The following is a 15474-nucleotide window of genomic DNA, read 5'->3' as shown; positions in this document are numbered from 1 at the left end:
ATGGAGAAAATAATTAAAAAAAGGCAAGGTGAGGTATTGACCGTATACGTCTTCAAGCGTATAGTTCGGTTCTTCGCTGCTGACGAAGCGGCGGTAATGAAACGGAGAAGTATAGCACGGTTTGGTTTAAGCCGTATTGGATATTCCGATACTGTTGCGTACTTAATAGTTCAAACGCTCTTTAACAAAACAGATTACCGATAAGTGTGAGTGCCTTGAGCCTCACACTGTTTGAAAGACAGACAAGATGATGTTTTGAACATTGTCCTGTCGGTTTCTTTGAAGCAGACCAGAAGTTAAAAAGTTAGAGATTGAACATAAGAGTTTGATCCTGGCTCAGATTGAACGCTGGCGGCATGCTTTACACATGCAAGTCGGACGGCAGCACAGAGAAGCTTGCTTCTTGGGTGGCGAGTGGCGAACGGGTGAGTAACATATCGGAACGTACCGAGTAGTGGGGGATAACTGATCGAAAGATCAGCTAATACCGCATACGTCTTGAGAGGGAAAGCAGGGGACCTTCGGGCCTTGCGCTATTCGAGCGGCCGATATCTGATTAGCTAGTTGGTGGGGTAAAGGCCTACCAAGGCGACGATCAGTAGCGGGTCTGAGAGGATGATCCGCCACACTGGGACTGAGACACGGCCCAGACTCCTACGGGAGGCAGCAGTGGGGAATTTTGGACAATGGGCGCAAGCCTGATCCAGCCATGCCGCGTGTCTGAAGAAGGCCTTCGGGTTGTAAAGGACTTTTGTCAGGGAAGAAAAGGCTGTTGCTAATATCAGCGGCTGATGACGGTACCTGAAGAATAAGCACCGGCTAACTACGTGCCAGCAGCCGCGGTAATACGTAGGGTGCGAGCGTTAATCGGAATTACTGGGCGTAAAGCGAGCGCAGACGGTTACTTAAGCAGGATGTGAAATCCCCGGGCTCAACCTGGGAACTGCGTTCTGAACTGGGTGACTAGAGTGTGTCAGAGGGAGGTAGAATTCCACGTGTAGCAGTGAAATGCGTAGAGATGTGGAGGAATACCGATGGCGAAGGCAGCCTCCTGGGATAACACTGACGTTCATGCTCGAAAGCGTGGGTAGCAAACAGGATTAGATACCCTGGTAGTCCACGCCCTAAACGATGTCAATTAGCTGTTGGGCAACTTGATTGTTCAGTAGCGTAGCTAACGCGTGAAATTGACCGCCTGGGGAGTACGGTCGCAAGATTAAAACTCAAAGGAATTGACGGGGACCCGCACAAGCGGTGGATGATGTGGATTAATTCGATGCAACGCGAAGAACCTTACCTGGTCTTGACATGTACGGAATCCTCCAGAGACGGAGGAGTGCCTTCGGGAACCGTAACACAGGTGCTGCATGGCTGTCGTCAGCTCGTGTCGTGAGATGTTGGGTTAAGTCCCGCAACGAGCGCAACCCTTGTCATTAGTTGCCATCATTCAGTTGGGCACTCTAATGAGACTGCCGGTGACAAGCCGGAGGAAGGTGGGGATGACGTCAAGTCCTCATGGCCCTTATGACCAGGGCTTCACACGTCATACAATGGTCGGTACAGAGGGTAGCCAAGCCGCGAGGTGGAGCCAATCTCACAAAACCGATCGTAGTCCGGATTGCACTCTGCAACTCGAGTGCATGAAGTCGGAATCGCTAGTAATCGCAGGTCAGCATACTGCGGTGAATACGTTCCCGGGTCTTGTACACACCGCCCGTCACACCATGGGAGTGGGGGATACCAGAAGTAGGTAGGATAACCGCAAGGGGTCCGCTTACCACGGTATGCTTCATGACTGGGGTGAAGTCGTAACAAGGTAGCCGTAGGGGAACCTGCGGCTGGATCACCTCCTTTCTAGAGAAAGAAGAGGCTTTAGGCATTCACACTTATCGGTAAACTGAAAAGATGCGGAAGAAGCTTGAGTGAAGGCAAGGTTCGCTTAAGAAGAGAATCCGGGTTTGTAGCTCAGCTGGTTAGAGCACACGCTTGATAAGCGTGGGGTCGGAGGTTCAAGTCCTCCCAGACCCACCAATAACGGGGGCATAGCTCAGTTGGTAGAGCACCTGCTTTGCAAGCAGGGGGTCATCGGTTCGATCCCGTTTGCCTCCACCAAAACTTTACAAATGAAAGCAAGTTTGCTATTTTTAGCAGCTTATTTTGATTTGCGAAGTAGAATAACGACGCATCGATCTTTAACAAATTGGAAAGCCGAAATCAACAAACAAAGACAATGAGTTTGTTTTGATTTTTACCTTTTGCAAAGGGTAAAAATCTCTCGCGAGAGAAAAGAAAACAAACACAGTATTTGGGTGATGATTGTATCGACTTAATCCTGAAACACAAAAGGCAGGATTAAGACACAACAAAGCAGTAAGCTTTATCAAAGTAGAAATTTCAAGTTTGCTTCCCTAGTCAACGGGTAGGTAAACGAAGTCAAAGAAGTTCTTGAAATGATAGAGTCAAGTGAATAAGTGCATCAGGTGGATGCCTTGGCGATGATAGGCGACGAAGGACGTGTAAGCCTGCGAAAAGCGCGGGGGAGCTGGCAATAAAGCTATGATCCCGCGATGTCCGAATGGGGAAACCCACTGCATTCTGTGCAGTATCCTAAGTTGAATACATAGACTTAGAGAAGCGAACCCGGAGAACTGAACCATCTAAGTACCCGGAGGAAAAGAAATCAACCGAGATTCCGCAAGTAGTGGCGAGCGAACGCGGAGGAGCCTGTACGTGATAACTGTTGAGATAGAAGAACAAGCTGGGAAGCTTGACCATAGTGGGTGATAGTCCCGTATTCAAAATCACAACGGTGGTACTAAGCGTACGAAAAGTAGGGCGGGACACGTGAAATCCTGTCTGAATATGGGGGGACCATCCTCCAAGGCTAAATACTCATCATCGACCGATAGTGAACCAGTACCGTGAGGGAAAGGCGAAAAGAACCCCGGGAGGGGAGTGAAATAGAACCTGAAACCTGATGCATACAAACAGTGGGAGCACCCTAGTGGTGTGACTGCGTACCTTTTGTATAATGGGTCAACGACTTACATTCAGTAGCGAGCTTAACCGAATAGGGGAGGCGTAGGGAAACCGAGTCTTAATAGGGCGAATAGTTGCTGGGTGTAGACCCGAAACCGAGTGATCTATCCATGGCCAGGTTGAAGGTGCCGTAACAGGTACTGGAGGACCGAACCCACGCATGTTGCAAAATGCGGGGATGAGCTGTGGATAGGGGTGAAAGGCTAAACAAACTCGGAGATAGCTGGTTCTCCCCGAAAACTATTTAGGTAGTGCCTCGAGCAAGACACTGATGGGGGTAAAGCACTGTTATGGCTAGGGGGTTATTGCAACTTACCAACCCATGGCAAACTCAGAATACCATCAAGTGGTTCCTCGGGAGACAGACAGCGGGTGCTAACGTCCGTTGTCAAGAGGGAAACAACCCAGACCGCCAGCTAAGGTCCCAAATGATAGATTAAGTGGTAAACGAAGTGGGAAGGCATAGACAGCCAGGATGTTGGCTTAGAAGCAGCCATCATTTAAAGAAAGCGTAATAGCTCACTGGTCGAGTCGTCCTGCGCGGAAGATGTAACGGGGCTCAAATCTATAACCGAAGCTGCGGATGCCGGTTTACCGGCATGGTAGGGGAGCGTTCTGTAGGCCGATGAAGGTGCATTGTAAAGTGTGCTGGAGGTATCAGAAGTGCGAATGTTGACATGAGTAGCGATAAAGCGGGTGAAAAGCCCGCTCGCCGAAAGCCCAAGGTTTCCTACGCAACGTTCATCGGCGTAGGGTGAGTCGGCCCCTAAGGCGAGGCAGAAATGCGTAGTCGATGGGAAACAGGTTAATATTCCTGTACTTGATTCAAATGCGATGTGGGGACGGAGAAGGTTAGGTTAGCAAGCTGTTGGAATAGCTTGTTTAAGCCGGTAGGTGGAAGACTTAGGCAAATCCGGGTCTTCTTAACACCGAGAAGTGACGACGAGTGTCTACGGACACGAAGTAACCGATACCACGCTTCCAGGAAAAGCCACTAAGCTTCAGTTTGAATCGAACCGTACCGCAAACCGACACAGGTGGGCAGGATGAGAATTCTAAGGCGCTTGAGAGAACTCAGGAGAAGGAACTCGGCAAATTGATACCGTAACTTCGGGAGAAGGTATGCCCTCTAAGGTTAAGGACTTGCTCCGTAAGCCTAGGAGGGTCGCAGAGAATAGGTGGCTGCGACTGTTTATTAAAAACACAGCACTCTGCTAACACGAAAGTGGACGTATAGGGTGTGACGCCTGCCCGGTGCTGGAAGGTTAATTGAAGATGTGAGAGCATCGGATCGAAGCCCCAGTAAACGGCGGCCGTAACTATAACGGTCCTAAGGTAGCGAAATTCCTTGTCGGGTAAGTTCCGACCCGCACGAATGGCGTAACGATGGCCACACTGTCTCCTCCTGAGACTCAGCGAAGTTGAAGTGGTTGTGAAGATGCAATCTACCCGCTGCTAGACGGAAAGACCCCGTGAACCTTTACTGTAGCTTTGCATTGGACTTTGAAGTCACTTGTGTAGGATAGGTGGGAGGCTTAGAAGCAGAGACGCCAGTCTCTGTGGAGCCGTCCTTGAAATACCACCCTGGTGTCTTTGAGGTTCTAACCCAGACCCGTAATCCGGGTCGGGGACCGTGCATGGTAGGCAGTTTGACTGGGGCGGTCTCCTCCCAAAGAGTAACGGAGGAGTTCGAAGGTTACCTAGGTCCGGTCGGAAATCGGACTGATAGTGCAATGGCAAAAGGTAGCTTAACTGCGAGACCGACAAGTCGAGCAGGTGCGAAAGCAGGACATAGTGATCCGGTGGTTCTGTATGGAAGGGCCATCGCTCAACGGATAAAAGGTACTCCGGGGATAACAGGCTGATTCCGCCCAAGAGTTCATATCGACGGCGGAGTTTGGCACCTCGATGTCGGCTCATCACATCCTGGGGCTGTAGTCGGTCCCAAGGGTATGGCTGTTCGCCATTTAAAGTGGTACGTGAGCTGGGTTTAAAACGTCGTGAGACAGTTTGGTCCCTATCTGCAGTGGGCGTTGGAAGTTTGACGGGGGCTGCTCCTAGTACGAGAGGACCGGAGTGGACGAACCTCTGGTGTACCGGTTGTAACGCCAGTTGCATAGCCGGGTAGCTAAGTTCGGAAGAGATAAGCGCTGAAAGCATCTAAGCGCGAAACTCGCCTGAAGATGAGACTTCCCTTGTGGTTTAACCACACTAAAGAGTCGTTCGAGACCAGGACGTTGATAGGTGGGGTGTGGAAGCGCGGTAACGCGTGAAGCTAACCCATACTAATTGCTCGTGAGGCTTGACTCTATCATTTGAAGAACTTCAAGAGATAAAAGCTTACTGACTGATTCAGTCATCACCGAATATATTGATTAAGGCTTTACCGATTTGTAACAGTTTAAGTTTGGCGGCCATAGCGAGTTGGTCCCACGCCTTCCCATCCCGAACAGGACCGTGAAACGACTCAGCGCCGATGATAGTGTGGTTCTTCCATGCGAAAGTAGGTCACTGCCAAACACCCATTCAGAAAACCCCCGGATATCCGGGGGTTTTTGCTTTGCCAGGAAAAAATGTCGGGGATGGCGGGACGGTATCTGTGAGGTGTCCGGTTGGGTTTGTGGAGGGATACTTGAAATTTTGGGATATTCATTTTAAAATGACGTAATTTTATTATTTACCACACGTTGAAGGAAAAACTATGAAAAAAATGTTTGTATTGTTCTGTATGCTGTTCTCCTGCGCCTTCTCTTTTGCTGCGGTAAACGTCAATGCCGCTTCCCAGCAGGAATTGGAGGCGCTGCCGGGAATAGGTCCGGCGAAGGCAAAGGCCATTGTGGAATACCGTGCGCAAAACGGTGCGTTCAAGTCTGTGGACGAGTTGACGAAGGTTAAGGGTATCGGCCCTGCGGTGTTGGCGAAGCTGAAGGACCAGGCTTCTGTCGGTGCGCCTGCGGCTAAGGCCCCAGCCAAACCGGCTTTACCCGCAGCTAAAAAATAGGGCGGGAACATGCATACTGCTGAATGGGATAGTAAGTCTGTTCAAAGAAATATGTTGAATAATCTGTTCTTATTGGAAGTAAAGTAATGACTGATAATCGGGGGTTTACGCTGGTTGAATTAATATCAGTAGTTTTGATATTGTCTGTACTTGCTCTAATTGCTTATCCAATCTACAGTAATTATATTGAAAAGGCTAGAATAAGTGCGGTACGCTCGGCTTTATTAGAGAATGCACATTTTATGGAAAAGTTTTATCTACAAAATGGGACATTTAAACAAACATCTACTAAGTGGCCAAAGTTACCGATTCAAGAGGCTGAGGGTTTTTGTATTCGGTTGAATGGGGTTGCGAGAGGTGCGTTGGACAGTAAGTTTATGTTGAAGGCAGTTGCCATAGATAAAAATAAAGAGCCTCGTATTATTAAGATGAATGAGAATTTGGTAACTTTTGTTTGTAAAGGATCTACCAGTTCTTGTGATGATGGATTAGATTATTTTAGGGGTAATGATAAGGGTTGTACATTATTTAAGTAGGTTTGAAATTATCGGTGTTGTTTACAAGTATGGGAGATATTGTAAACAACGCCGGTATTTTTATAGATTATGTTTGTTTCTGATTCCGAACGGGATATGGACGGAAGGCAGGATTTCTGTGGCAGAATCCAGATGTATTTTTTGATCATCAAAGAAAATATGGGGTTTGAGTACTTCAAGAATTTTTCTTTTTTCAATACCGCCGAGAAAAAAGGCCTCATTTACGGTTATTCCCCAGCTACGCATTGTGTTAATCACACGCTTGTGGGAGGGGGCATTTCTAGCAGTAATAATTGCAATACGTAATTTGGGTTTGTATTGCCTGTTAGTTACGGAGAAGTTTTTTTCCTGTATTTGGATTTCTGATAATTTTTTTAGGAATCCCGTTAATGGTCCTGAATTATGTGTTTTGTTACTATGTTTCAATTCATATTCTTGGAAAGACCGTATTCCTTGATCTGCATAGATTTTTTCTGACGAATCATCAATAAGAACACCATCAAAATCCAACGCAATCCTTAATTCCGAATCACTGAGACAACCATCTTCGAAATGAGATGCTAAAACGTGTCCGGCAGGATAGCCCGCCGTGATAGCTTGTCTCACATCAACTTCATTTGCAGATAAGAATAAATCAATCGATAGTGTTTTAATGTATCTGTGCGGGTCTCCGCCTTGAAGGAATAAGGCTCGTGTAATATCAAGCCCATAGGCTTCTATCGAATTCATGACCCGTAAACCGGTATCCGGATCGTTTCTGGATAAAAGAATAACTTCAATCGGTGGGTCGTTTGGGTTTATTTCATTGATAGACAGAAGTTTTTTAATAAATGGAAAGGCAACGCCTTTTTTTAAGGGGTGGTTTTGTTTTTCTCTCTGATATTGCCTATAGGTTTCTGCCCCTTCTGTTCTAAATATATTATCCGATTCGGATAAGTCGAATAGGGCGCTTGATGCTAAGCCGATTACAAGTCGTTTCGATAAATCATAGGACATAATAAGGATATCTTTAGCCGTGGATTTATGGAGCATGGTAGCAAAAATCGTATAGGGGTGTACATTACTCATCTGAAAAGGTGAACAGATTTTATAATGCCGTCTGAAGATGTTTTCAGACGGCATTATATTTCCAATTCTTTATAGGTTTATATTTTGCCTATGTAATATAGTAATTTAAGGTATGTTTGCACTCTTAGACATAAGGACAATTGCAGCCTTCGTCTTTAATATACAAATCACTATCCAGCTTCAACTATACCCAATAGTTTTCCGAACCGCACACCTCCGCCTGATAACGCTCGGCGGAAGTTTTTTGGACATCGCGAACTTTACCCTGCTCAAAATACAACAGGTCGCGTTCGGCGATATGGGGCGGGAACAGGTGGAGTGGGTGGATACGGGGCATGGTTTGCTTCCAAGAAGTTGTTGAAATATATGGGTTTTACTGGTTTGGCGACGTTTGGGGAGAGGGTGGTGGGAATTCTTGTTTGGCAAAGACCGCATGCGTGTGTACTGCATACACCCTATACACAGATTCCAAGTTTTGCATGGTTTGCAGGTGGAGCGGACACCTGAAAGATACCATTCACTATTATTTATTTGTCTTTGTTACTCTTAGAGTGTAGCTATATAGGATTCATAAAAGTAACATTCATCCTATGGAAAATTTACTTCAAAAATTTGGTTTACATCTGGCAAGTATTCGTCAAGAAAAAGGTTTATCTCAAGAACAATTGGCGGAAACGTCAGGACTACATCGTACCTACATCAGTTCATTAGAACGTGGGAAACGGAATCCAACAATTGTTACATTGAGTGCACTTAGTAATGCATTAAATATATCGTTGTCTGAGTTAATTGACTTTTAAGGTTACGCTAATGAGTAAAGTATATTCTGATGTCTATCAGATGGCTCGGTTACAGAAAATACTGGAGGGCTATCTAAAGTTGCCTTTTGCTACCGATAATGTACCAGGTTCTCTGATGGAATATATATTAGGAGATGTTAGAAAAGCCAAAGTATTAAAAACCTATGATTTTGTGGATGTTGTAGACATAAGCAACAGAGTAGGATGGCAAGTTAAATCAACTAAAATTGATACACCTATTACATGGAAAAGAGCGAAAATTCCTAATTCAGATGTTTTAATTTCTGCTTCATATGCAAATGATTCATCTGCTAAAGAGGCGACTCAAATATTAGGCAATACATTAATTGAATTTTGTAATGATCATATTCTAGAGAGTATAAATAAATATAATTTAGATGAAGTTGGGTATTCACGTCTAATTGTAGAAGAAACTAAGTTAACATATTTTGAGAAGAAATTATGTACTAGAGACAATCCAATTTTGTTTTCCCCAAGTGATTTTATGTGGGCATGGTCTACTCCAAAAAAGACTACAGGGAAGGAACAGCTACCTGCTTTACATGGAATACACATTCCAACGCAATGTAAATGGTTTGCGTGGCATGGGCTTGGAGAAAATCAACTTCATTTTAATGGGGAAAGGAAATGGTGGGATGAAGTTTGTTCCTCACATAAAATACAATTTCCCTTCCCCAGTAATAGATTAACTCAAGAACAATTTTTCCATTTGCTAGAGGGCTTAAATTCAATTTAATTGTGCTTCAACAATAGCTTTGGCAAGCAAGGGAGGGACGGAATTCCCAACCTGCCCTGCTTGCTCAGTGTATGAACCAATAAATGTAAATTTATCAGGGAAGCTATGTAGCCTTGCTGCTTCTCGGATTGTAATGAGTCTATACTCAGTCGGGTGTCCCCATCGCCCTGACCCAGCATGAAAAACCCAACGCGTAATTGTTGGCATGATCATATCCTTTGTTAGTCTTCCATAAGCTCCACTATAACCACTTTTGGGGCGTAGCTTATCGGGTAAATCTTTTATTCCCTGTCCTGGTTGTAATGAATTAATTCTTTGTTGCTGTATAGAGGTTAGTTTCTTACTAATATGATTTTGCACTACTACTGATTTTTCTCGCATATTTAGCTGGTAAGAATTTTGTGGGGGGGTTTTATATTGTTCAATTGTGGCCTTAGCTGTTTCAACTAAATCACTGATCGCCTCCCAAACCGTAATATGACTATTTAAGGATATATTTCCGTACTTTGCATGGGTGGGTTGTGGAAATACGGGAGATTTTCCATCTCGCCTTGCAATAAAAAAAGCTCGTTTTCTATTTTGAGGTACACCAAAATCAGCCGCATTTAAAACTCCATGAATCACTTTATACCCTAATTTACTTAATTCCTCTTCTATCTTTTTGGTATAGTGCTGATCAAATCCATTTTTCATCTCTGCTACATTTTCCATTATGATGATTCTTGGTAAGATTTTTGCACAATATCTTAGAAAATAATTAACTAAAATATTATTTTCGCTATCTCTACTTCTTTTTGATATAGGTGTATTCTTAGAGAATCCTTGGCAAGGTGGCCCACCTATTATAAAGTCTAACTCACCTTGTTTTAAGCCTAGTCTAGTCAATAAATCATCTGGTTCAAATATTGTAATATTTTTATTTAAAGCCAATGCGTTAGGGAAATTATATTCAAACGTTTGAAGATATTTTTTCTCTATATCAATTCCTGCCAAAATATCAACACCAGCTTGCCTAGCACCCTCTGATAAACCACCACAACCACAGAATAAATCTACTGCTTTCATCTTCTAACCAAATTACGTTTATAATGTTACTTATAGTATTAGTCAAATCCTAATCAATGTCAATAAGATGCTAAGGAATTTTCTCCCACTCCTTCCCCAACCTCTTCACCGACACCGGATACGGCGTCTTCAATTCCTGTGCGAACAGCGACACTCTCAATTCTTCAATCATCCATTTAAACGCGGCGAGGTCGTCTGAAACGGGCTGTCCTTGTTTCACTAAGCCGTCGGTTTTTTCCTGCCACATTTGTTCCAGCTCTTGAATATCGGCTTCGCGGGCTGCGTCGCGGGCGGGGTTGCTGCTGTATTTTTCGAGGCGCAGGGTCATGGCTTTGAGGTAGATGGGGAGGCGCGGCCATTGTGCCCACGGGGTGTGGGTGGCAAAGCCGGGGGCAAGCAGGGTTTGCAGGCGTAGTCTTAGGAGGTGGGTCAATGGATGTTTGCCGAGTTTGCCGTTGAGTTCGGCGTAGGCGGCTGCGGTTTCCTGCAAGTAGCGGCTGAGGGCTTCTTTGACGGCGGGCAGGCGGCTGCGTGCGCGTTTGATTTGTTCTTTGAAGGCTTTTTCGTTGCGCGGCAGCTCGTCTTCGCCGATAAAGGCGCGGTCACAGACGGCCTGTGTGAGGTCGTCGCGCAAGGTGTCGGCGTTGATGTGTTTGAGCAGCATGGCGGCTTGGGTGAAGCCTTGGATGCCTTTGTTTAAATCTTTTACCTGCTCTTTTAATTGCAGCTTCATCAATTCGATTACGCCTTGACGGTGTGCCTGTTCGGCGGCTTCGGTGGTGTCGAACAGGCGCAGGGCGATGCGGCCGTCTTTTTCTTTTTGCAGGCCGAGGTAGCCGGTGAGCTGTTGTTTGCCGCGGGCAAATTTGATGGATTCGGGCAGGGTGCCGATGTCCCATGCGGTAACGTTGTCGCGCTCAAATTCTTGGGTGTTGTCGCGGAAGGTGACGGCGGCGGCTTGGCCGAGTTGTTGTTGCAACTCATGCAGTTTGCGGCCGCCTGCAAGCTCTTGTCCGCCGTCGTCGATAATGCGCAGATTCAGATAGCAGTGTTCGGGCAATTCTTGCGCCGCCCATGCGTCTTGGTCGATTTGCTCGAGAATCCGCATATCGCCGGCACTTTTGGCGATAAAGTGCGCCAACTGGGGAATGATGGCCGCTTGGCAGTCGGGATTGCTTTCGAGAAATTTGGTGATGAAATCGGGTACAGGTACGCAAATGCGGCGGATTTGCTTCGGCAGTGCTTTAATCAGCAATTGGATTTTTTCGCGCAACATACCAGGCACCAGCCATTCGAGTGACGGCGCATGCAGGCGGTTGAGGACGGTCAGCGGCACGGTCATGGTCACGCCGTCGAGCGGATGGTGCGGCTCGAAGCGGTAGGAAAGTTTGAACTTGCCGTCTGCGGTTTGCCAGAATTTGGGGAACTGTTCTTCGGTAATGTGCGCGGCGGCGTGTTGCATCAAATCGTTGCGGCTGAGGAACAGCAAGCGCGGATTGTCGCGTTCGGCGGTTTTGAGCCAGGCTTCAAAGGTGCGGATATCGGCAAGGGGCAAAGGTTTCAGACGGCCTTTTTGAGATGCTGGCTGCTTATTGGGTTTGGGATCGTCTGAAACATTTTGTCGGGTATGTGAACTCGGTTCACGCACGCGGTTGGACGCATCTTTGGAATCCGCGTGCGTGGCTTGCGCCACACTCTCTGCGTTGCGCTGGTTTGCTTGTCCGTTTTGTCCGACCGTCTTGTCCGACTGGGTTTGTCCGCCCTCTTCACTTCCCCAAACGCCGCCTTTCGCATCTTTCCACACCAGCTCGGGTAGACGTTCGTTATAAAACGCAAACAGGGCTTCGTCATCGACCAATACGTCTTGCTTGCGCGATTTGTGTTCAAGTTCAGTAATTTCTTTAATCAGCTTTTTATTGTGGGCAAAAAAGGCCGTTTGAAGATTACTTTCCTGCGCCACCAATGCGCCGCGGATAAAGATTTCGCGCGCTTCTTCGGGCGCAACTTTGCCGTAAGACACGGGGCGGCGCGGCAATACGGTCAGGCCGTAAAGCGTCACGCGTTCGCTGGCGACGACTTCGCCGCGTTTTTGCTCCCAGTGCGGCTCGAAATAATGATAGCGGACGAGGTGCGGCGCTTCCTGCTCTATCCATTCAGGCTGGATAACGGCGGCGTCGCGTGCGTAAAGGCGTGTGGTTTCAACCAATTCTGCCGCCATCACCCATTTGGGTTTGGCTTTGAACAGGGCTGAGGCGGGGAAAAGGTGGAAGCGGCTGCCGCGCGCGCCGGTGTAGTCGTTGCCATCGGGCGATTTCATGCCGACGTTGGCAATAAGGCCAGTCAGTAGGGCGCGGTGGATTTGTTCGTAGCCGGCTTCTTTGGCGGCACGGATTTGGGCGCGGTGTTGCTTTTTATCCAGTTGTTTTTGTTTGAGTTTGGCGGATAAGTCTTGGTCGCCTTGGTTTTCAGACGACGTCAGTTGCTTGGCTTCGGGAGGTCGTCTGAAAGCGACTTCCTTGGTGGTCAAACCCATTTCAATCGCGGTTTGGGCAAGCTGGTGGTGCAGCTCGCGCCACTCACGCATCCGCAGGTGTGACAGGAAATATTGACGACACCACTGCACCAGCTGCTTGTTGGACAAACCTTTGTCGCGCTCGCGCTGAAAGCTGTCCCAAATATTCAGATAGGCAAGAAAGTCGGATTGCTTATCGGTAAAACGCTCGTGCGCCTTGGCCGCGGCATCGCGTGCCTCCAGCGGCCGCTCGCGCGGGTCTTGAATCGACAGTGCGGACGCGATTACCAATATTTCCGCTATGCAGTCGTGCTTCTTCGCCGCCAACAAAATGCGCGCGATTTTCGGGTCGATGGGCAGGCGCGCCATTTGTTCGCCGAGTTTGGTCAGGCGGTAGCGCGTGTTGGTACCGATATGGCCCGAACTGTTTTGCAGGCCGTCTGAAACATTGGCTGGGTTGGGTCGGGCATCCATGCCTGATCCGCGTACTTGGTTTTTCATATTTTGCATAGCTTTCTAGATCGATCGATAATCTTAGTATCAATATTTCTCATAATAATTCGGAGTTTACAGATTAATCTTGTTTTTGTACTTATCTCCCCCAATATTATTACTCCCTTATTACAAATTTGGAGAAAATAATGGTTATTGAACAAGAATTAGAAATTATTCGTCGATTTAGAGAAAATGTTTATGAAAAAAAACCTGATACCAGTCTATTAAATCAAAATCATGATGGCCGTGCAGGTCATTGGTTGGAAACACAAATGGGAATTAGCCATAATGCCCATAATGAAGCAGATTTATTTGGTTATGAAATGAAAAATCATACGACAAGTGGTAAAACAACATTTGGAGATTGGAGTGCTGATTATTATATTTTCAAAAACAATCAATTAAATTTGAGTAGAACTCAATTTATCAAGATTTTCGGTAAACCCAATGCTCAAAAAAATGGGCGTTATTCTTGGTCTGGTGAGCCTATTCCTACTATTCATCGACCTTCTTCTTGGAATGGTTCTAAAATGTTGATTGATGAAGATGATACTATTAAAATTGTTTATAATTATTCGCAGGACCCTCGCCCTAATAAAGACAAAATAGTACCTACTTGGTTGCAACAAGAAAATTTAACATTAGCTAGTTGGAGTAAAGAATGGTTACAACCGAAATTTACAAAAAAATTCTCACAAAATGGCTGGTTTAAGTGTTTACAAGATGACTGTGGTGTCTATCGTACCATTGTTTTCGGTGAGCCAATGAATTTTGAAAATTGGCTTAAATTGGTACGATCAGGGGTCGTCTTCTTTGATAGCGGCATGTATGAGGGTAATGAACGCAACTATTCCCAATGGAGAGCTAATAATACTTATTGGGATTCACTGATTGTGCGTAAATACCCTCCCTTTCCTCAAGAAAATTAAGTAATTAAAAATTTTAGAATTGTCTTTGTATGCTTTCTGCTTTTTCTAAAGCAGAAAGCATTTTTTTAGCAACTGCCTCAATTACTTTCACACAAACAGAATTACCAAATTGTTTATAGGATTGTGCTTTTGAAACAGCATCAACCAAATAATTCTCTGGGAATCCTTGTAAACGAGCACACTCTCTCGGAGTAAGCATTCTTGGGTTTTTCCCAAAATGAGATTGATCAATCAAGGCTTCTGAGCCATCTTTATAATATCGTGCACTAATGGTATTGGTATATTCACTTTCTGAGTTAAATAGACTATAACCAAAACCATTACCTTTTTCGATATGTTCCGCTTTTCTTTTTTGATGTCCCTGCCACAAATTGTCCGAAAGTGTGTAAGTTGTATCATCTGCTGAAATATATTCCAATATGTCTCCAACTTTTGTTCTTTTAAAAGTTGGCTCAGGAAAAGAAAAAATTTCCGAAAAGTCACTAATTTTATTAAAGTAATCTTTATTAAAACCAACGATAAAAATACGTTCCCGATTTTGAGGCACGCCAAAATCAGAGGCTCGCAAGACTTTAAAATCTACCCAGTAATTAAGTTTTTTAAAAAATGCTTTTCTTGCTTCGGTAGACATTGGAATATCGCTATCAGGTTCTCCCTGATATTGTCCAGTCAAGATGTCATAAATTGTTTGAAAGGTCTGTCCTTTTCGATCTGTTTTTAAACGCTTAACATTTTCCAATAAAAATACTTTAGGACGTTTTTCTACCAAAATACGTTGAATTTCAAAAAACATTGTTCCACGAGTATCTTGAAATCCTTTTTTAAGGCCAGCTTGAGAAAAAGCTTGGCATGGAAATCCGGCTAATAAAATATCATGATCTGGGATTTGATCGGCTAAAATTTGCGTAATATCTCCGCTTGGATATTCTCCATAATTCGCAAAATAGGTTTTTTGTGCATGCTTATCTATTTCGCTTGAAAAAACACATTCTCCTCCTAACTGTTGAAAAGGCAGACGAATACCACCTATGCCTGCAAATAAATCAATAAATGTAAACAGTGAATTTGTTGATTGTTTAAATGGATGATCTGCTTTTAAACTTTGAATTAACCTCATTCGTGCAGGGCTTGGCTTATGTAAACCGCTCTCCCATCCACGAACTGTTCTTTCACCGTTTTCTTTCATTCCCAATAACTGAGCAAATTCTTTTTGCGTTAATCCAAGTTCCAAACGTTTTTCTTCAACATACGATTTAAGCATAAAATCACCTT

At 45.3% G+C, this 15474-nt stretch carries 9 protein-coding genes, 2 tRNA genes, 3 rRNA genes and 1 pseudogene; 10 read left to right on the top strand and 5 right to left on the bottom strand.

All coding sequences use genetic code 11. The annotated features are described in order from the left end of the window. Window positions 1–313 precede the first annotated feature (313 nt). From DQM57_RS07790 to DQM57_RS07760, 7 genes and pseudogenes are all read left to right on the top strand, one after another. Window positions 314–1854, top strand: a 16S ribosomal RNA gene (locus tag DQM57_RS07790). Between the two features lie 100 nt (window positions 1855–1954). Then, window positions 1955–2031, top strand: a tRNA-Ile gene (locus tag DQM57_RS07785). Window positions 2032–2036: 5 nt separating this feature from the next. After that, window positions 2037–2112: transfer RNA gene (locus DQM57_RS07780), tRNA-Ala, on the top strand. Between the two features lie 345 nt (window positions 2113–2457). After that, a 23S ribosomal RNA gene (locus tag DQM57_RS07775) occupies window positions 2458–5349 on the top strand. A gap of 96 nt (window positions 5350–5445) precedes the next feature. Beyond that, window positions 5446–5559 (top strand): 5S ribosomal RNA (gene rrf / locus DQM57_RS07770). Together the 16S, 23S and 5S rRNA genes with 2 tRNA genes alongside form the textbook arrangement of a ribosomal RNA operon. Window positions 5560–5651: 92 nt before the next feature. After that, window positions 5652–6040, top strand: a pseudogene (locus DQM57_RS07765) (helix-hairpin-helix domain-containing protein). Window positions 6041–6126: 86 nt separating this feature from the next. After that, on the top strand, window positions 6127–6576 hold the full coding sequence (locus DQM57_RS07760; protein WP_003678313.1) for a type IV pilin protein: 450 nt from the start codon (window positions 6127–6129) through the stop codon (window positions 6574–6576). 60 nt (window positions 6577–6636) lie between these two features. On the opposite strand, the gene DQM57_RS07755 is transcribed toward DQM57_RS07760, so the two are convergent. Then, a complete protein-coding gene (locus tag DQM57_RS07755) occupies window positions 6637–7698 on the bottom strand; it encodes a 5'-nucleotidase (RefSeq protein ID WP_230698763.1) in 1062 nt (353 codons plus the stop codon). A 130-nt stretch (window positions 7699–7828) separates the two neighbouring features. Further along, complete coding sequence (locus tag DQM57_RS09695; RefSeq protein WP_167395565.1) at window positions 7829–7981, bottom strand: hypothetical protein; 153 nt, start codon at window positions 7979–7981, stop codon at window positions 7829–7831. A 253-nt stretch (window positions 7982–8234) separates the two neighbouring features. Here DQM57_RS09695 and DQM57_RS07750 point away from each other — a divergent pair, with 253 nt between their 5' ends. Next, window positions 8235–8444, top strand: a complete 210-nt coding sequence (locus DQM57_RS07750) for a helix-turn-helix domain-containing protein (RefSeq protein ID WP_111727439.1) — start codon at window positions 8235–8237, stop codon at window positions 8442–8444. 10 nt (window positions 8445–8454) lie between these two features. After that, window positions 8455–9201 carry a hypothetical protein gene (locus tag DQM57_RS07745; protein WP_111727438.1) on the top strand — a complete coding sequence of 249 codons (747 nt, stop codon included), beginning with the start codon at window positions 8455–8457 and terminating at the stop codon, window positions 9199–9201. Here the strand turns inward: DQM57_RS07745 and DQM57_RS07740 are convergent. Further along, window positions 9193–10266 carry a DNA cytosine methyltransferase gene (locus DQM57_RS07740; RefSeq protein ID WP_111727437.1) on the bottom strand — a complete coding sequence of 358 codons (1074 nt, stop codon included), beginning with the start codon at window positions 10264–10266 and terminating at the stop codon, window positions 9193–9195. The genes DQM57_RS07745 and DQM57_RS07740 overlap by 9 nt on opposite strands. Window positions 10267–10336: 70 nt before the next feature. Then, a complete protein-coding gene (locus DQM57_RS07735; protein ID WP_111727436.1) occupies window positions 10337–13288 on the bottom strand; it encodes a DUF3418 domain-containing protein in 2952 nt (983 codons plus the stop codon). 131 nt (window positions 13289–13419) lie between these two features. Between DQM57_RS07735 and DQM57_RS07730 the strand changes: the two genes are divergently transcribed. After that, a complete protein-coding gene (locus DQM57_RS07730; protein WP_111727435.1) occupies window positions 13420–14202 on the top strand; it encodes an LlaMI family restriction endonuclease in 783 nt (260 codons plus the stop codon). A 13-nt stretch (window positions 14203–14215) separates the two neighbouring features. Here DQM57_RS07730 and DQM57_RS07725 read toward each other — a convergent pair whose 3' ends face one another. Continuing rightward, window positions 14216–15463: a DNA cytosine methyltransferase gene (locus tag DQM57_RS07725; RefSeq protein WP_111727434.1), complete on the bottom strand. Its 1248-nt coding sequence runs from the start codon at window positions 15461–15463 to the stop codon at window positions 14216–14218. Window positions 15464–15474 lie beyond the last annotated feature (11 nt).

Origin of the sequence: Neisseria cinerea, assembly GCF_900475315.1 — a bacterium.
Taxonomy (GTDB): Bacteria; Pseudomonadota; Gammaproteobacteria; order Burkholderiales; family Neisseriaceae; genus Neisseria; species Neisseria cinerea.
Note: the sequence above shows the minus strand (reverse complement) of the source record. Positions and strands in the feature narration are given on the sequence as shown.